Consider the following 16,539-nt stretch of genomic DNA (forward strand, 5'->3'; position numbering starts at 1 on the left):
TACCATGTTCGGTGTGAATTTAAATCAAGCGGAGGGGAAAAATGAGTAAAGTTTTTGTTGAATACGCCATACTGCCTGAATCGCGCGAGGTTTACCTGTCCTTTATGCGGGAAAGACTCCGGGATAACGAAAAACTCTCCTTATTGGAAGGGACAGACCAGCCTAACTTGTTCGTCGAGATATGGACTCCCGTTTCCCCTGACGAATACACTCGTATGCGGGAAGTCCGTGTCAGCGGCGGAGATCCTACATGGGGGTGTATGCACCCGTGGATCAAAGGCGGCGGGGAAAAGCTGCACATCTGGCATTTCCGGTCCATCGGTCCGGATGAATAGAAGGGCATTCCGGCTACGTTTCATTAACCTTTATAGACGGATTAGAACCTGAAAGAGCCTACGGCTTAAGCGAAATAAAGCTGACGGGCAAAAGGAAAGCCCCGGCTGTCTGCCGGGGCTTCATTCTGAATCCGTTACCGGGGCTGAACCGGCGTGTTGAAATAGTTCAGCGGCTCGTCAAACGTCGCGTAATCCAGATTGACCATCAGCAGAAGATAGCGCACGCCCGTTTTGGGGTCGCTGATGATGATGTGATCGCGCCCCGCCGCTTCGATAACGCCGCGGAAAATTTTCGCGTTCCATTCTTTGTTGTTCTCGTATGTCATGTAGAAGGTGCCGACTTTGCCCAGATTGAGCCGCAGAATGTTCTCGATGAACGATTCTTCCAGGGGAAGCTGGCTCACTCCGCCCGGGACGCCGGTGCTGCCCGACCCCGCTCCCGGAGGAGGATATTGGCCCGGATAAGACGGATAGCCGGGGAATTGCGAGCCCGGAAACGGGGTTCCGGGGAACTGAGAGCCCGGGGACGAAGGATAACCGCCTTGTGCGGATCCGGGGTAAGACGGATAAGTCGTGTAGCCGGGAGCTGTTGTGCCGTACGATTTGCTGCCTGGATTTGAACTGATCGTCATGGGAGTATACCCTCCTTATAATGCCCACTAGGTTCGCGTTGTTGCGCCGGCTTTTGCCGGATGGGCGCTTTTCCTTACTTAGCATATGGTCTAGGCGCTTGTCTCGTGACACAAAAAAAACCTTGCGCCGGCACAAAAACCGTCGACAAGGTATTCATTAGGGCTATTCCGCGGCGAGAGCGAATTTATATCCGACTCCCCACACGGTTTTGATGTATTTGGGATCTTTGGGATCGACTTCGATCTTCTTGCGCAAATTCGCGATATGTACGTCAATGGCCCGTTCCGTTACAAAAGAATCGATGCCCCTGATCCGGTTAAGCAGCTCTTCGCGGCTGAACACTTTTCCCTCATGCAGCCAAAGCAGTTTAATAAGTTCAAACTCGGAGAAAGTTGTTTCCACAGGTATGTGGTTGACGTATAAACAGCGCTTATCGGTATCCACATGAATGGACGGCGGAGCCTCTCTGACCGCCGGGGCGGATTTGGCCTGTACGATTTGAGACCGTCTGAGAAGAGCCTGAATCCTGGCGGAAAGCTCGCGCATGCTGAAAGGCTTGCATAAATAATCGTCGGCGCCGATCAGCAGGGCCTTCACGCGGTCGGACACATCGTTCTTCGCAGAAACCATGAGGATAGGCAAGGAAGACAGACTGCGGATATCCGCGCACAGCTTCATCCCGTCGGAATCGGGGAGCATGATATCCAGGACGATTAGGTCGGGCTCGAATTCTTTGAAAAGCCGGAGCCCCGATTGACCGTCCGAAGCGCGTTTTACCGTGTAGCCGTCTTCCGCCAGGTAAATCGACATCATATCCCCAATGCTGTTATCGTCCTCAATGATCAGAATGCTCGACATTAAGGGGGACCCTCCTTGCATGAGGTGGATGAAAATTGTTAGGAAAATGTTTAGGAATCTAAATCTTTTCTAACTGCTTTCTTTAATTTTCCTAAAACGATTAATTTAACTATACTAAATCCGTTTTGTGACGTCTAGGAAAGAATTCGTCGGGAACGTGGCGGGACCGTCTGTCCGAATTCGACAATATGATGACAACTCATGCCATTACATTGTCAAACGTGGTCCTGCTTGATATGATGAGTGGGTACGAAAAACAGATGACTCGTTATGGTTTTGATGAATTTCTATGGAGGTTGAGATCCTTGGATAAACAATTAGGATACAAGGCTGCTCCCGATACGGTGCTTCACGCGGATCATCAAGCGGAAGTCGAATCGGCGGTGCAGACTGATGTTCCTTCGGAGCCGGCTACATGGAAAGATTATTTTGCCCTGACCAAGCCGGGGATTATATTTTCTAATCTGATTACCGCTTTCGGCGGATTTTGGATCGCATCGGCGGGAAACTTTACGATAGACTGGTTTTTCCTGATGATTTTCACCCTGGTCGGCACGGCGCTTGTCATGGCTTCGGGAACGGTGCTTAACAACTACCTGGACCGCGATATGGACGCCAAAATGGAACGGACGAAGAAGCGGGCTACCGTAAGCGGCAAAATCAAGCCGTCCGTGGTGCTCGGCTACGGAATTATTCTCGGCATCGCAGGTATCGCCCTGTTGTTTGTCGCCGTGAACCCGTTAAGTTCTCTTCTCGGTTTGACCGGTCTTTTCCTGTATGTGTGGGTTTACACGGCTATTTTCAAACGTACTTCCGTATGGAGCACGTTCGCGGGAAGCTTTTCCGGAGCGGTTCCGCCCGTGATCGGTTACTGCGCCGTTTCAGGCAAGCTCGATATGACCGCGCTCATCTTGTTCCTCATCATGTTCCTGTGGCAGCCGCCGCACTTCTGGGCGCTTGGAATCCGCAGGAAGGAAGAATACCGTGCAGCCGGTTATCCGCTGTTGCCTGTCGTGAAAGGCAACTACGTCACCAAAGTAAGCATGATGCGTTACATCGTCCTGCTGGTGCCGGTTTCCCAGCTTCTCTTCTTCTACGGCGGAGACGCTCACGTTGGACCGCTGTATTTCTTCGCGGCGACGATTATGGGGCTGATCTGGGCTTTTATGGGTTACAAAGGATTTAAGACGAAAGATGACGACAAATGGGCCAAAGGCATGTTCATCTATTCCGTGAATTACCTGACACTGCTGTTTTTGATCATGGTGGTCGATTCGACCATTATGAATTTATAAAGTAGATTACCCAAACTTGAATCCAGATGAACAAGACATCCCATGGCGACATGGGATGTTTATTTAGAGGGGAGAAGTGTATTTATGGCGGGTGGATTTTGGGCAAAAAACTGGTTTAAGGTAGGTATTACCGTCGTTCTGCTTGCGATCATCGCATCGTTTGCCTACAAATTATACGGTCAGGAGCAGGCCAGCGCTTATTTGAAGGATAAGCCGGTCGGCACCGCGGCGCCTTTTGAACTGACAGATACGGAGGGCAAGAAGGTTTCTTCTTCCGATTTCGACAACAAGGTTAAACTGGTGTATTTCTTTTTCGCAAGTTGTCCGGACGTATGTCCGATAACGACCAATTTTTTATCCAAAGTCCAGGATGAGATGAAAGCCCAGAAAGTATTTGCGGACAAAGCGGACATCGTATCGATCTCGTTCGATCCGGCCAGAGACACACCCACCGCCCTTAAGGAGTATGCGGTCCGCAACCGCGCCGATTTCACGGGATGGAAATTTCTGACCGGCACGGACGAACAGGCAATGGCACAGCTGGCCAAGAAGTACTCCATCGGGGTCACGAAGGACAACACGGGAAATTTCACCCATTCCAACGTCATCCTGCTGGTGGACAAAAAAGGCCAGATTCGTACGTATTACAATCCGGGCAGACCCGATCTGGATTACAAAACCATCGTAAAAGACATCAAGACGTTAAGCAAGGAATAGGCGGAACCTACAAGGCAGGAGCCGGGGGATACACAATGTATTCTTCGAGCCCTGCCTTTTCCAGTTGCTGGATCAAGTATTCCTCGGGTGTGCCTTCCACGCCCGCGTATCCGCGTCTCGTGTAAATTTGCTCGCCGTCCGGGAACAGGTCCCGGAGGCGGCCGCGGATTTTTTTGCCGGAAGAATCGTTGTCGGTAAACACATACACTTCACTCGTCCCGACTTTTTTCTTCAGCTGTTCCAGAGCTTCGGTGCCGGGAGTCCCGTATGTACAGTATATATCCACTTCACTGCTGAGCAGACGCCTAAGCCTGCTGCGGTCGTTTTTTCCCTCTACAATAATGGCGATAGACATATTCCCGGTTCCTCCGTTCAAGCTCATTCCGCTTGTCTGTTCAAGGTGCAGATACGTGTTGATATTTATTATAATGGACAGAATTCCGGCTCACAAATAGTCCGATCGGCAAAGAACGATGTGCATTTCCTGGGAAATGTCGAAACGGCAAAAAGACGGCTTGAACGCTCAAGCCGTCTTTCGCGCCTTTTGCAGGCGCTTTAGGGTTAGATGAAGGTGCGCGAAACGATAACCAGCAAAATGAACAGAACGAGAATCGTTCCCGTCGAAGTCCAACCGCCGTATCCGCCGACTGCTCCCATTCGTCTTCACTCCTTTATTTAGAAGATCACCTGCTCCTGTATCTTATGGCGCCGCGAGAAGGAATTCCTGTGCTTTTGCCCAAATCGGACGTGAAATGAGACGGACGGCTCTCAGACAGCCGCGGGCTTCTGTCTCAGAACCCGGAACGGAAGCAGTGTCAGGGCGGCCATGAGGATAACGAACGCAATGAAGTAAGGCGAGATGGAGTCGCGGAGCTTGCCCGCCACCATCGGACCGATAAAAGCGCCGATGGAGTACGCGATGGAGAGGAGCGAGAACACTCTCCCGTAACGGTTGCTGCTCGTTATTCCGGCGAGCAGGGTTGCGAGCGACGGGAAAATAAGGCCTTTGGCCATCCCGATCATAAACAGGGTGACCGTCAAAGGAAGCGGCCAGTCCACCGCGAGACCGAAGAAAAGCACCGCCAGGGCAAGAGCGCCGGAAACGGTCCGGTGGGCGGGCGGTATCCGGTTCAGGAACAGCATGCTGAGCGTAACGAGAGCGCCGAGACTGATCAGAGAGAAGAAAAGGCCGGAAGTAAGCAGCGAAGACTGGGCTGTTTTCATCAGGGGAAGCTCGAAGAACAAAATTCCCTGCGAACAAGAAATCGCCAGCGGAACGAAATAAAACATCCACGGGATTTTGTCCGCGCCTCCGGCAAGACCTCCGGAGTTGTCCGCTGCCGGCGCATGAAGCTGTGCAGCCTTCCGTCCGGTGCCCTGCGAACCGGGTGACGGCGCGGCGGCTTCCGTGCCGCCGCTTCCCGGCTTGCGGGACATGGCGGCGGATACGCTTATCCCTGCGGAACCGGTCCCCGTGTGAAGCGGGGGAGCCGCGGCTTCCGGGCGCGTTTCTTTCAGCCACGGAATGGAGAGCAGCCCCGTCACGATAAGGAGCCAGCCGAGGAGGGTGAAGGAGGCCGTGAAGCCGAACTGGGCGACGAGATAGGCGCCGGCAGCGGGCGAGACGACGGAAGCGAGCGTGTGGATCAGCCCGTTTCCGGCCATAAGCTTGCTTTGGTGCACGCTGTCTTTGGCGATTTTGGCCAGCATCGATAAGCAGGCGGGAGACAGGAAGGCGAGAACGAAACCGCTGATGGAACGGATCATCAGAAGCTGCCAAGGGTCTTTAACCTGCGATTGAAAGATAAGTACGATACCTGCTACAATCAGGCTGAACACGATGAAGAGCTTGCTTCCGTATTTATCGACCCCGTATCCGGCAAGAAGATTGCCGGGGAGATGGGTGAGGGAATACATGCCCATGATCAGACCGATAAAAGAAGGCGCCGCGCCCAGGGACAGGGCGAAGGGTGTCAGAATGGGGTATTGGGCATGTAAGTCGAAGAATGCGACAAACATGAAGAAATAGAGCCATATTGCCGTTTTCATACGTAGCACACCGCCTCGTTATTTTTGCTGGCGAAACAACTTCTCGGTTCCGTTCGTCTTTTCTAGATGTACGCCCCTTGTCCCGTACTTATGCTACCGTTAGCGTTCAGGCACGTAATAGGAAAGGAAGAAGGTGGCCGTATGGACCGGTTCATCGTCGCTCTGCTGGCTGCGCTCGGCGCTTTGGCCGTTATCCGATTTCTGAAAACGAGACGGAGCGTGCAGCAGGAAACCGACCGCGAAGAACAGATTCGGCAGGAATTGAAGGAGCTCCGCAGAAAACGGGAAGAGGAATAAAAGCTTTCCGCCGGGCGGAGCCGGTATTTTATTTTACAAAGGGGGATATACAAGGAAATGGATGCCTGGATAGCGTTTTTTCAGGAGCGCTGGCTGCTGATTCTCGTGGCTGTCATCGTTCTACTGGTCGTCGTCAGTCTCGTCAAAACCGTGGTAAAGTGGCTGCTGGTTATCGCCATTGTGGGGGCGCTGGTGGTTTACGGAGCCAACTATAAGGAAACGCTGCAAAGTATCGGAAACGCCGCGTTAACCGAACTCAGCAGTCAAGCGGTCAAAGCCGTGCAGAACGAGGCGAAGGATGCCACCTACACGGCCAACCCGGACGGTACTTATACAGCCGCGACCAAAAATGTTAAAATTGTAGGAACACCCGGTTCGTCCGAAGTGTCCGTCACGTTTATGAACCAGACTTTTAAGGTTAAAGCAGAAGAAGCGGTCCGCGCATTCGTCGAGCAGGCGAAGAAGAACGCCGGCCAATAATACAAAGCGAAGTTATATGTGTGTAAAAGGAGGCCCGCCTGCCTATGTTTACCTCGTTGTTTTCCGGGGACACGACGATCAATTTCATCTCGGTTGCACTTATCCTCATCGTGATCGTTTCAGCCATTCAAGGCATCATACGCGGAGCCTCCGGTTCTGCCAAGCATCTGCTGCATATGGTCTGCGGAATTCTGATCACGGTAGTGGCCATCTATCTAGCCTGGCAGACGGCGACCCTGGTTTCGGACCCCGTCCGCAATTGGCTGAGCAGCCTTGCCATTCAAATACCCGCCCAGGAAATGCCCGTCTGGAAGCAGACGTATTATACGGCGGTTACGGCTATCCGCGACTTTGAACTGTTCCGCTTCGGCGTCCTGTTCCTGCTGGCTTATCTGATTATCCGTCAGGCTCTTTACTGGTTCGTCGATCCCGTTCTGCTCAGATGGGCGCAAAGCCGCTGGGACCGGGAGAACAGCCCTTCCGTCATCAGCGCGGCGACAGGCGGACTGATCGGGTCCGTAACGGGCGTTTGGCGGGCCCTGCTCGTCGTAGCCGTGCTGTTTGTTTTTGTGACGCTGTTCCCGCAGGCGAAGCCCACAGGGTATATCCAGGCTTCGTCCCTGTACCAGAAAGGCGCGCAGGAAGTCATCCAGCCGTTTACGGGCGATTTTCTGCAAAACCAGGTGCCGGTCTTCACCAGGGCCGTGGAGCAGGAATTCAGCCAGATTCTGCAGCGTAAATACGAGGTTCTGGACGCGAACATCCCGAACAATATTTCCGCGGCCGCCCAGGAAGTCACGAAGGCAGGCAAGACGGACGAGGAGAAGGCGGAGCTGCTCTATAAATGGGTCGGCAGCCGGGTCGAATACGACTGGAACAAAGTCGAGCTTTACGAGCAGCAGCGTATCTGGAAGGAACAGACGCCGGAGGATACGTTTGCGACGCGCAAAGGAGTATGCATCGACTATTCCCGTCTCTACGCCGTTATGGCCCGTTCCGTCGGTCTCGACGTGAAAGTGGTGACCGGCCTCGGGTACGACGGCCGGGGCGGATACGGTCCGCATGCCTGGAACGAGGTATACCTGGCGGATTCCAAGAAATGGATTCCGCTCGATTCCACCTGGTTTTCCAGCGGAGGCGACTGGTTTAACCCGTCCAACTTTAATCAGACGCATATCCGTGAAGCTTAGAGGACCGCTCCCTTATGGGGGCGGTTTTCTTTTGCGGGAACCATAAGAAATTAATTCTCCCATTCTCTTACATTTTTCTAGCGGTACATGTCTATGGTAAACTGGTAGATAGAGCAAGGATAGAAAAGGACACAAGGAAGGAAGCAAGATGCACAACGAAGATTTAGAAAAACCGGATTCCTCTAAACGCACGCGTTTCTCTGTTCGCATTAATTTGTTCTTTTTCACGACGTTTATTTTGTTTTCCGTTCTGATCGTCCGTCTGGCCATCCTCCAGTTTGTCGAAGGAGACAGGCTCGCGGAAGAGGAGAACTCGGCCACCAACCGGGAAACTCCCATCCCGCCGATCCGGGGCAATATTTATGATTCCAACAGCTACCCCATTGCCTATACGATTCCGGTCCAGTCCGTCTTTTTCCGGATTGAATCGGGGCAGAACAATAAGGAAGAGGTAATCGGCCTCGCCCGTAAGCTTGCGGACGTTTTCCAGCAGTACGGTTCCAAGACGGCCAAACCTTTGACGCCCGAGGAAATCGTAGAGCTGATGGACGTAGGCTACGATATCAACCAGCAGCAGACGAAGGCGCCGAGCTATTACTCCATTCCGAGAAGGATCAAAGCCGATCTGACGAAGGAAGAGGTGTCCTATTTGCTGGAGCACCGGGATGAATTCAAATGGATCGAAGTGATGGAAGAGAGCATCCGGACCTACGACCAGGATAAAATCGCGGTTCAGCTGACCGGATACATGCGGCAGTTTTCGACCGCGAGGGAATCCAAATACGGGCTCAGCTTTTATAAAAACAAAGAAAACACGGCCGAATATCTCGATACGGAAGACGTCGGCTATGACGGGCTTGAGCTGATGTATCAGGAAGAACTGCGCGGCAAGAACGGCTATAAGAAATATCCCGTGAACTCCTCGCAGAAAATTATCGGGCCCGTGTCCATCACGAAGCCCGAAAAAGGCAACAACCTGTACTTGACGATTCACAAGGACATCCAGAACCGCACGGAACAGAAAATTATGGATCATCTGGCTTACCTGCGTCAGCCGAAATCGAGCTCCTACGGCTATTCGCCCAATGCCCGTTCGGGTTACGCCGTCGCCATGGAAGTCGATACGGGACGTGTCGTCGCCATGGCCAGCATGCCGGATTACGACCCCAACCTATGGACCGGCGGGATTAAGACGACGGAGTACAAAAAAATCCAGCCGTTCGTCAACAACGGGACGATTACGACGGCCTATCCGGATTATCCGGAGAACGAGCTGAAAAAGCACGCCAATTCCATCGTGTACATGGGCTCGACGATTAAACCGCTGACCGTGCTTGTCGGGCTCAAAGAAGGCTTTTTCGGCGTGAACGATTATTATAACGACCGGGGCTCTTATTCGTTCGGTAAAAAGGGATCGCAAAGCACGATCTGGAACTCCGGCCGCAAAGCGTTCGGTCCGATCAATGCCGCCGATGCGATCAAGCATTCCTCCAATACGTTTATGTCCGCATTGATCGGGGAACGGCTGTATTTTGACCGGGAGGACGGGCTCAAGGTGTGGGACGATTACTTGAAGCGGTTCGGCCTCGTCGTTTCTACGGAAAGCGGCCTTCCTAACGAGTATGCGGGCTCCAACGAGTCACTTGCCAATGCGAAGCTGGACAGCAAGCAGTCCGCGCTCGTATACGCGTCTTGGGGGCAGAACGAGAAGTCGACCACGCTGCAGCTCGCCCAGCACACCGCCATGCTCGCCAGCCGGGGCAAACGGATGAAGCCGCTGTTCGTGGACCGCATCACGACCTACGAAGGCGAAACCATCAAGAAGTTCGATCCCGTTGTGCTCAGCGAGGAAACTTCGTTCAAGCCCCAGTACTGGGACACGATTTTCAAAGGCATGAAGGAAGTCAGCAAGCAGGGCTTCGACGGCGTCAACTACACCGTAGCCGCCAAAACGGGTACGTCCACGCAGCAGATCGGCTCCAAAGAGGTGGACAACGCCGTATTTATCGCGTTCGCTCCGGCCGATAAGCCGAAGCTTGCCGTTGCGGTCGTCGTCCCGGAAGGGGGCTACGGCTCCTACGGCGCCGCTCCGATCGCGAGGGAAATGTTCGACGCGTACGACGAATATATCGGCCTGAACGGCACCCCGCGCGGACCGGCCAGCGGCAAGACGGACGACACAGCCAAGCATTAGGCCGGGACACCGCGTGCAGCCTCCTCGCCTGGGGCTCCGCGTGACGGTGGACGCCCGGAGGGCTGTCGGGAGACTGTGTGGGGAGACGAACTCCCCGGACACGGAGAGCGCGGTAGCTTGCCGTGTTCGCGGAGGCTGCTGCCCGCACGGGTACAGCCGGGCCGGCGGGCAAAACCGTCGGCATGACCGGCCGCCAGACCATATCGCCAAACCGGGCACCTGCTCATGTTTGTCACTTCTAACGGGAAGGGACATAGACTGAGAGCAGGAACCCGGTTTTTTTTGCTTCAAAAGTTGCCTGATACCAACAATTGTGTATAAAGGAAAAGGGGCGGTGGATATGAAAAAACGGAGGCTGGCTTCATCTGTTAAACGCCTCATGTGGGTTATTGCCTTTTTGTAAACGAGGGCTGCCCGCGGTCCCCGGAAAAAGGCGGAGACGCTTCTATTCCAAGGAATTTCAAGCGTCTCCGGCACGCTCCAAAAGCCGCGGTTAAAGGGGGCCGCGAGTTTTCATTTTCAGAAAGGCGACCGGGTGTGCTATACTAGTTTATCGAATAACAACAAGACTAGTTGTAGCTTTAGTGGAGGTGTGAATCACTCGTGTGTGGTATCACCGGTATTATGTATTTTGAAGATAGAGAGCCATCCGTATCCATGCTTCAGCAGATGACGGACGTGATTCATCACCGCGGCCCGAACGACTCGGGCTTTTGGACAGAGAATCGGATCGGGCTCGGGTTCCGCCGACTGTCGATTATCGATATTGCGGAGGGCCATCAGCCGCTTTGCAACGAAGACGAATCCGTTTGGATCATTTTTAACGGGGAAATTTACAATTATAAATCTTTGCGGAGCATGCTGCAGGACCGCGGCCATGTTTTCCGGACGAACAGCGATACCGAAGTCATCGTCCACTTGTACGAAGAATTCGGCGAAGAATGCGTGAAGCATCTTCGCGGCATGTTCGGTTTTGCCATCTGGGACCGCCGCAAGAAGCAGCTCTTCGCCGCCCGTGATCATTTCGGCATCAAACCTTTTTATTATCAGTACAACGACCGGCAGCTGCTGTTCGGTTCCGAGATCAAAAGCCTTGTCGCATCGGGAAGCGTAAGTCCGTCCATTCGGACCGAGAGCCTGATGAACTACTTGACGTTCCAGTACGTCCCTGAACCGAACACGATGTTCGAGGGGATTCAGAAACTGCCGCCGGCGCACTACATAAAAGCGTCCTTCGACGGCGAAATGTCGATTCACCGCTACTGGGATCCGATGTTCGATCCGGTGGACCGCCCCTTCGGGGAGTATGTGGAGCAAATCCGCGAAACGCTCAAAGATTCCGTCGTCCATCACATGGTCAGCGACGTGGAGCGCGGCTGCTTCCTGTCCAGCGGAATCGACTCGACCGCGATTGCGGCTCATATGCGCCAGATCGAGCCTATCCGGACGTTCTCCGTCGGTTTCGAAGGTACGAACAACGAGACCCTGATCGCGGCCGAAACGGCCAAAGCGCTCGGTACGGAGCACTACTCCAAGATCATCACGCGCGAAGATTTCTTCAACACGCTGCCGAAAGCCGTCTGGCATCAGGACGAGCCTGTTGCCGACCCTTCGGCCATCGCGCTCTACCACGTGGCCCAGCTTGCCCGTGAGCACGTTACCGTGACGCTGTCGGGCGAAGGCGCGGACGAGCTGTTCGGCGGCTACCGGATCTACCGGGAGCCTCTGTCGCTGGCTCCGCTGGAGAGCCTGCCGCTTTCCGTACGCCGCATGCTCCACCGGCTGGTGAAAATGCTGCCCGCGGGCATGAAGGGCCGCAATTACCTGCTTCGCGGAACGACTCCGCTGGAGGAGCGCTTCCTCGGCAACGCGAAAATTTTCACCGAGGATATGAAGGCGGAAGTGCTGCGCGTGGACAGCGAGATGTTCAAGCGATATCAGAATCCGTTCCAGATTGCCGCCCAATATTACGACAAGACGAAGCATCAGGATCCCGTGACGCGGATGCAGTACATCGACATGAATCTGTGGATGCCGGGCGACATCCTTATGAAAGCGGACAAAATGACAATGGCCCATTCCCTGGAGCTGCGCGTTCCTCTGCTCGACAAGGAGCTGTTCGAGGTTGCCCGCCGCATCCCGACGAAGTACCGGATCGCCGAAGGAACCACGAAGCATATCTTCCGCAAAGCGATGGAAGGCATCGTGCCGGATTTCATCCTGAACCGTCCGAAGCTCGGATTCCCGGTTCCGCTGCGCGACTGGCTCAAAGGGCCGACGGGCTCCACCATGGTGGAGCAGATTAAAGCGAGCGGCATCGAAGACTATGTAAAAATCGACGCGGTCGAAAGAATGGCCAAGCTCCATCAGGACGGACAGGGCGATTATGCACGCCGTCTGTGGACCATTTACATGTTCGCTCTCTGGCACGCGACCTACATGGAAGAAACCACGAAGAAAACCGTAGCCGCGTTCTGACATAAAAGTTTCGTTTAGCTCCAGATTCCCCTCCCGGGAGTCTGGGGCAATACTTACGAAGCGGCTTTCCTGAAGGAAAGCTTGGAGGAGGAAACATTTTGAGTCAATATAAGCTGGTAGCATTGGATATGGACGGCACGCTGCTTAACGAAGAAAAGCAAGTTTCCCCGGCGAACCGGGAAGCGATTTACGCGGCTCTGGAAGCGGGAGTCACCGTTATTTTCTCGACCGGACGCGGCGTGCAAAGCGCCCTTCCTTATGCGGAAGAGCTCAAGCTGGAAACCCCGATCGTTTCCGTTAACGGAAGCGAAGTCTGGAAAGCTCCGCACGACCTTCTGAAACGTACGCTGCTTGATTTGGATCTGGTCAAACGGATGTACGACCTGGCGATTGAGCACGATACCTGGTATTGGGCTTATTCGGTCGAGGGCATGTACAACCGGGATAACTGGGCGGAAGATATCACCAAACCCGAGTGGCTCAAATTCGGCTTTTACACGGAAAATAAAGAAAGCCTGGAGATCATCCGCGGAGAGCTGGCCCGCTGGGGAGAGCTGGAAATCACGAACTCCCATCCGGACAATCTGGAGCTGAACCCCAAAGGAATCAGCAAAGCGAGCGGCATCGAAGAAGTCTGCAAGCTTCTCGGCATCGAGATGTCGCAGGTTATCGCCATGGGCGACAGCGAGAACGACATCGCGATGATCCGCGCGGCGGGTCTGGGCGTAGCTATGGGCAATGCCCAGGACGGCGTGAAGCGTATCGCCGACCTTGTTACGGTTACCAACGACGAGGACGGGGTCGCCAAAATCATTCAGGAATACGTGCTGGACCCGTTATCCGCCCATTAAGATAACCGCGGACGTTTTTCGGGAAGAAAGGATGAGAAGACATGGCTATTTTGGGATGGATCCTCATTATTTTGCTGTTTGCCGTCGGGATGCTGGGTGCGATTTTTCCTATTCTTCCGGGTGCGCTCGCTATCTTCGGAGCTTTTTTCGTCTACGGGTTTTTCTTCAGCTTTGAACCTTTCGGCTTCTGGTTCTGGCTGATCCAATCGGCGATCGTTATCGCCATCACTATCGCCGACTATCTCGTGAGTGCGTTCGGCGTCAAGAAATTCGGCGGTTCCAAGGCGTCCGTATGGGGAAGCACGATCGGTCTGCTCGCCGGTCCGTTCGTCATACCGGCTTTCGGGCTTATCCTGGGGCCTTTTATCGGCGCTGTGCTGGGCGAACTGATCCATGGCTCGAACCTTAAGCACTCCGCCCAGGTCGGGGTAGGATCGGTTCTCGGTTTCTTCTCCAGCGTTGTCGTCAAAGTCGTTCTTCAACTGCTGATGATCATTCTGTTTATCATTTGGATTTAACCCCTTCAGGGATACCCGTCAAAAAAGGCGGACTGCGGAAGCGCGCGGAATACGCCTTATCTCTCCTTTGGAAAGGAAGACCGAAATGATTAAAGTAACCGTGTGGAATGAAAACGTGCATGAGAAAACGAATGCCAAAGTAGCCGAAGTATACCCGGAAGGCATCCACGGAGCGATTGCGGCGGGGATTGCGGGAGACTCCTTCCAGATCCGGACCGCAACGCAGGAACAGCCCGAGCACGGGCTTACGCAGGAGGTTCTGGATGACACGGACGTTCTGATCTGGTGGGGACACAAAGCTCACGGCGAAGTCGCCGATGAAATCGTGAACCGCGTACACCAACGCGTATTGGACGGCATGGGACTTGTCGTACTGCACTCCGGTCATTTCTCGAAAATTTTCAAAAAGCTGATGGGCACTTCCTGCGATTTGAAATGGCGCGAAGCCGGTGAGAAAGAACGCCTGTGGGTCGTGGATCCTTCCCATCCGATCGCCGAAGGCATCGGGCAATATTTCGAGCTGGAGCAGGAAGAAATGTACGGGGAGCATTTTGATATTCCCGCGCCGGACGAGCTGGTCTTCGTCAGCTGGTTCGAAGGCGGAGAAGTATTCCGCAGCGGCTGCACCTATCACCGCGGGCAGGGCCGGATTTTCTATTTCCGTCCCGGTCATGAAACGTATCCGACCTATTACAACGAGAACGTTCTGAAAGTTATTACAAACGGTGTGAAATGGGCGGCTCCGGTACGTACGACCAAGCCGGTTTACGGGAACGCGCAGCCTTTGGAGAAGCTTCAGGCGAAGTAAAACGGCGTCAGCCGATCACGTCCGGAAAAGGATCTCCTTTTCCGGTCTTATTATGTATGGGGAGAAGGAACGACATTGTCTAAGGATTCGCTAGTCAAAGGCACTCTGATCTTGACGGTCGCGGCTTTGATTGCCCGCTTTCTCGGTGTATTTCAGCGTTTTCCGCTCGTTTATATGCTGGGGAACGAGGGAATGGCGAGTTATGCGATCGCTTTTAATCTCTACAGCAATCTGCTGGTTATCGCAACGGCGGGGATTCCGAGTGCCCTGAGCAAAATGATTTCCGAGCGGACCGCGCTCGGGCGGATGGATGAAGCGAACCGGATCTACAAAGCCGCTTTGATATTCGCGGTGGGAGCCGGCGTTGTCATGTGCGCGATCCTGTTCCTTCTGGCTCCGCATTATGCGGAATCGTCCGGTGATCCTCATGCCACGCTGGCTACGCTGGCCATCGCTCCGGCGCTGCTGTTTTTCCCGCTGATCGCCATCATGCGCGGTTATTTCCAGGGCCGCCAGAGAATGATGCCCAACGGCATCTCGCAGGTGATCGAGCAGATCGTCCGTCTGATTACGGCGGTGGGGCTCGCTTATCTGCTGCTGGGCGTCTCGCTCGACTGGGCCGTGGCGGGGGCGTCCTTCGGCGGTGTAACCGGCGGAATCGCAGCCTTGGCCGTCATGCTGTATTTCGCGCTTAAGCTGCGTAAAGAAGACAGGGGGACGCTGCCGGTTTCCGAACCCGTGTATACGGAAACCGGTCAAAACCGCCCATCGGGAGGAAAACTCCGTTACGGGCAAATTTACGGCCAATTGCTCAGATTGTCCATTCCGATCGTTATTTTTTCGATTACGGTTACGCTGATTTATAACATTGACTCTTCCACCATTATTCCGCTTCTGCGGGATCAGATCGGCGAAGCCAAAGCCAAGGATATCGTCGGTATCCTCGGCGGGCAGGCCCAATCGCTTGCGGGGCTGCCGATCGTGCTGGCGATCGCGCTCAGCCAGTCGGTCGTCCCCATTATTTCGGGTGCTTACTCCCGCCGGGACTTGGAGCTGGTCCGCAACCAGTCCTCCCGCGTGATGCAGCTCGCTATCCTGTCCGGCCTGCCCATGGTTCTGGCGATCTGTACGGCGGCACGCCCGCTTTCGGGCATGTTCGACTACGGCGGCACTCCGACAGGCTACGAGTACGGCCCTCCGATGATCGCCATGATGACCGCGGGAGCGATGTTCCAGATCATCATGCAGACGTCGGGCGCCGTTCTGATGGGCATGGGCAAAATGCGCGCGCTCGTGTCCAGTGTCGTCTTCGGCATAGCCGTAAAGCTGCTCGGCAACCTGATTCTATCGCCGTGGCTCGGCATTTACGGCATTCTGGCTTCGACGATGCTCTGCTTCATCGTCATGTCCGCCTTTAACCTGGCCGTGATGCGCAAGGTGGTTACCTTCCGCATCATGGCTCCGCGCCGCTGGACCGGCCTGATCGTCACGACGGCTGTCGTCGCGGTGATAGGCGTGTTCGCGGAGCGGCTGCTCTTCGAGCATCTCCACTTGTTCCCGTGGAGAGTCGTGAACGCAACCGTCAACGCCGTCCTGATCGGCGCCTTGGCCTGCGTGCTCTATGTCATCCTTCTGTTTGTCACGAAAGTGGTCACGAAGGATGACATCAAGACCTTCCCCGCGCCGCTGCAGAAGCTTTATGCCAAGGCGGGCCGCGTGCTCGGACGCCGGGGATAAAGCTTCAGCGCCAAGCGGTCTGCGAGCCCGTGGGATGGGGCCTGTGCCCTCGCGCCCCGCTGCGCCGCCCGGCGGACGCCTCCGCGACGGCTGGACCAA

At 54.5% G+C, this 16,539-nt stretch carries 17 protein-coding genes; 12 read left to right on the forward strand and 5 right to left on the reverse strand.

From position 1 onward, the window contains the following. The first annotated feature begins 41 nt into the window (after positions 1–41). Positions 42–335, forward strand: a complete 294-nt coding sequence (locus tag ABH899_RS23530) for a hypothetical protein (RefSeq protein ID WP_370001006.1) — start codon at positions 42–44, stop codon at positions 333–335. A 134-nt stretch (positions 336–469) separates the two neighbouring features. Here ABH899_RS23530 and gerQ read toward each other — a convergent pair whose 3' ends face one another. Together gerQ and ABH899_RS23540 are read right to left on the reverse strand one after the other, a co-directional pair. Continuing rightward, a complete protein-coding gene (gene gerQ / locus ABH899_RS23535) occupies positions 470–967 on the reverse strand; it encodes a spore coat protein GerQ (RefSeq protein ID WP_370001008.1) in 498 nt (165 codons plus the stop codon). Positions 968–1,130: 163 nt separating this feature from the next. Then, positions 1,131–1,826, reverse strand: a complete 696-nt coding sequence (locus tag ABH899_RS23540; RefSeq protein WP_009673178.1) for a response regulator transcription factor — start codon at positions 1,824–1,826, stop codon at positions 1,131–1,133. 305 nt (positions 1,827–2,131) lie between these two features. Here ABH899_RS23540 and cyoE point away from each other — a divergent pair, with 305 nt between their 5' ends. Both cyoE and ABH899_RS23550 read left to right on the forward strand, forming a co-directional pair. Further along, positions 2,132–3,121, forward strand: coding sequence for a heme o synthase (cyoE, locus tag ABH899_RS23545; RefSeq protein WP_370001011.1), 990 nt, complete (start codon positions 2,132–2,134; stop codon positions 3,119–3,121). Positions 3,122–3,205: 84 nt separating this feature from the next. Further along, on the forward strand, positions 3,206–3,838 hold the full coding sequence (locus tag ABH899_RS23550; RefSeq protein ID WP_370001013.1) for an SCO family protein: 633 nt from the start codon (positions 3,206–3,208) through the stop codon (positions 3,836–3,838). Between the two features lie 7 nt (positions 3,839–3,845). Here ABH899_RS23550 and ABH899_RS23555 read toward each other — a convergent pair whose 3' ends face one another. The 3 genes from ABH899_RS23555 to ABH899_RS23565 all read right to left on the reverse strand — a co-directional run bounded on the left by ABH899_RS23555 (position 3,846) and on the right by ABH899_RS23565 (position 5,887). After that, positions 3,846–4,193, reverse strand: coding sequence for a toprim domain-containing protein (locus ABH899_RS23555; RefSeq protein WP_009673128.1), 348 nt, complete (start codon positions 4,191–4,193; stop codon positions 3,846–3,848). A 206-nt stretch (positions 4,194–4,399) separates the two neighbouring features. Then, on the reverse strand, positions 4,400–4,495 hold the full coding sequence (locus ABH899_RS23560; RefSeq protein WP_016423559.1) for a hypothetical protein: 96 nt from the start codon (positions 4,493–4,495) through the stop codon (positions 4,400–4,402). 111 nt (positions 4,496–4,606) lie between these two features. Further along, the gene (locus ABH899_RS23565) at positions 4,607–5,887 is read right to left on the reverse strand and encodes an MFS transporter (protein ID WP_370001016.1); all 1,281 of its coding nucleotides are present in this window, start codon (positions 5,885–5,887) and stop codon (positions 4,607–4,609) included. 141 nt (positions 5,888–6,028) lie between these two features. On the opposite strand from ABH899_RS23565, the gene ABH899_RS23570 reads away from it, so the two are divergent. From ABH899_RS23570 to ABH899_RS23610, 9 genes are all read left to right on the forward strand, one after another. Then, entirely contained in the window at positions 6,029–6,184 is a 156-nt protein-coding gene (locus ABH899_RS23570) for a hypothetical protein (protein ID WP_370001018.1), read from the forward strand. A 57-nt stretch (positions 6,185–6,241) separates the two neighbouring features. Further along, on the forward strand, positions 6,242–6,664 hold the full coding sequence (locus ABH899_RS23575; RefSeq protein WP_217558421.1) for a hypothetical protein: 423 nt from the start codon (positions 6,242–6,244) through the stop codon (positions 6,662–6,664). A gap of 44 nt (positions 6,665–6,708) precedes the next feature. Next, the gene (locus ABH899_RS23580) at positions 6,709–7,854 is read left to right on the forward strand and encodes a transglutaminase domain-containing protein (RefSeq protein WP_370001020.1); all 1,146 of its coding nucleotides are present in this window, start codon (positions 6,709–6,711) and stop codon (positions 7,852–7,854) included. Between the two features lie 148 nt (positions 7,855–8,002). Next, complete coding sequence (locus ABH899_RS23585) at positions 8,003–10,048, forward strand: peptidoglycan D,D-transpeptidase FtsI family protein (RefSeq protein WP_370001022.1); 2,046 nt, start codon at positions 8,003–8,005, stop codon at positions 10,046–10,048. A gap of 603 nt (positions 10,049–10,651) precedes the next feature. Next, on the forward strand, positions 10,652–12,526 hold the full coding sequence (gene asnB / locus ABH899_RS23590; RefSeq protein WP_370001024.1) for an asparagine synthase (glutamine-hydrolyzing): 1,875 nt from the start codon (positions 10,652–10,654) through the stop codon (positions 12,524–12,526). A gap of 98 nt (positions 12,527–12,624) precedes the next feature. Then, positions 12,625–13,377: a Cof-type HAD-IIB family hydrolase gene (locus tag ABH899_RS23595; protein WP_370001026.1), complete on the forward strand. Its 753-nt coding sequence runs from the start codon at positions 12,625–12,627 to the stop codon at positions 13,375–13,377. 41 nt (positions 13,378–13,418) lie between these two features. Further along, positions 13,419–13,895: a DUF456 domain-containing protein gene (locus tag ABH899_RS23600; protein WP_370001028.1), complete on the forward strand. Its 477-nt coding sequence runs from the start codon at positions 13,419–13,421 to the stop codon at positions 13,893–13,895. A gap of 85 nt (positions 13,896–13,980) precedes the next feature. Next, the gene (locus ABH899_RS23605) at positions 13,981–14,703 is read left to right on the forward strand and encodes a ThuA domain-containing protein (RefSeq protein WP_370001030.1); all 723 of its coding nucleotides are present in this window, start codon (positions 13,981–13,983) and stop codon (positions 14,701–14,703) included. 75 nt (positions 14,704–14,778) lie between these two features. Further along, the gene (locus ABH899_RS23610) at positions 14,779–16,440 is read left to right on the forward strand and encodes a putative polysaccharide biosynthesis protein (protein ID WP_370001032.1); all 1,662 of its coding nucleotides are present in this window, start codon (positions 14,779–14,781) and stop codon (positions 16,438–16,440) included. The last annotated feature ends 99 nt before the right edge of the window (positions 16,441–16,539 follow it).

The organism is Paenibacillus sp. RC84 (assembly GCF_041260495.1).
Taxonomy (GTDB): domain Bacteria; phylum Bacillota; class Bacilli; order Paenibacillales; family NBRC-103111; genus Paenibacillus_F.

What these genes read in the sequence shown, in the direction of transcription:
- ABH899_RS23530 (WP_370001006.1), top strand. Translation starts at nt 42, where the DNA reads ATGAGTAAAGTTTTTGTTGAATACGCCATACTGCCTGAATCGCGCGAG.
- gerQ (WP_370001008.1), bottom strand. Translation starts at nt 967, where the DNA reads ATGACGATCAGTTCAAATCCAGGCAGCAAATCGTACGGCACAACAGCT.
- ABH899_RS23540 (WP_009673178.1), bottom strand. Translation starts at nt 1,826, where the DNA reads ATGTCGAGCATTCTGATCATTGAGGACGATAACAGCATTGGGGATATG.
- ABH899_RS23550 (WP_370001013.1), top strand. Translation starts at nt 3,206, where the DNA reads ATGGCGGGTGGATTTTGGGCAAAAAACTGGTTTAAGGTAGGTATTACC.
- ABH899_RS23555 (WP_009673128.1), bottom strand. Translation starts at nt 4,193, where the DNA reads ATGTCTATCGCCATTATTGTAGAGGGAAAAAACGACCGCAGCAGGCTT.
- ABH899_RS23560 (WP_016423559.1), bottom strand. Translation starts at nt 4,495, where the DNA reads ATGGGAGCAGTCGGCGGATACGGCGGTTGGACTTCGACGGGAACGATT.
- ABH899_RS23565 (WP_370001016.1), bottom strand. Translation starts at nt 5,887, where the DNA reads ATGAAAACGGCAATATGGCTCTATTTCTTCATGTTTGTCGCATTCTTC.
- ABH899_RS23570 (WP_370001018.1), top strand. Translation starts at nt 6,029, where the DNA reads ATGGACCGGTTCATCGTCGCTCTGCTGGCTGCGCTCGGCGCTTTGGCC.
- ABH899_RS23575 (WP_217558421.1), top strand. Translation starts at nt 6,242, where the DNA reads ATGGATGCCTGGATAGCGTTTTTTCAGGAGCGCTGGCTGCTGATTCTC.
- ABH899_RS23580 (WP_370001020.1), top strand. Translation starts at nt 6,709, where the DNA reads ATGTTTACCTCGTTGTTTTCCGGGGACACGACGATCAATTTCATCTCG.
- ABH899_RS23585 (WP_370001022.1), top strand. Translation starts at nt 8,003, where the DNA reads ATGCACAACGAAGATTTAGAAAAACCGGATTCCTCTAAACGCACGCGT.
- ABH899_RS23600 (WP_370001028.1), top strand. Translation starts at nt 13,419, where the DNA reads ATGGCTATTTTGGGATGGATCCTCATTATTTTGCTGTTTGCCGTCGGG.
- ABH899_RS23605 (WP_370001030.1), top strand. Translation starts at nt 13,981, where the DNA reads ATGATTAAAGTAACCGTGTGGAATGAAAACGTGCATGAGAAAACGAAT.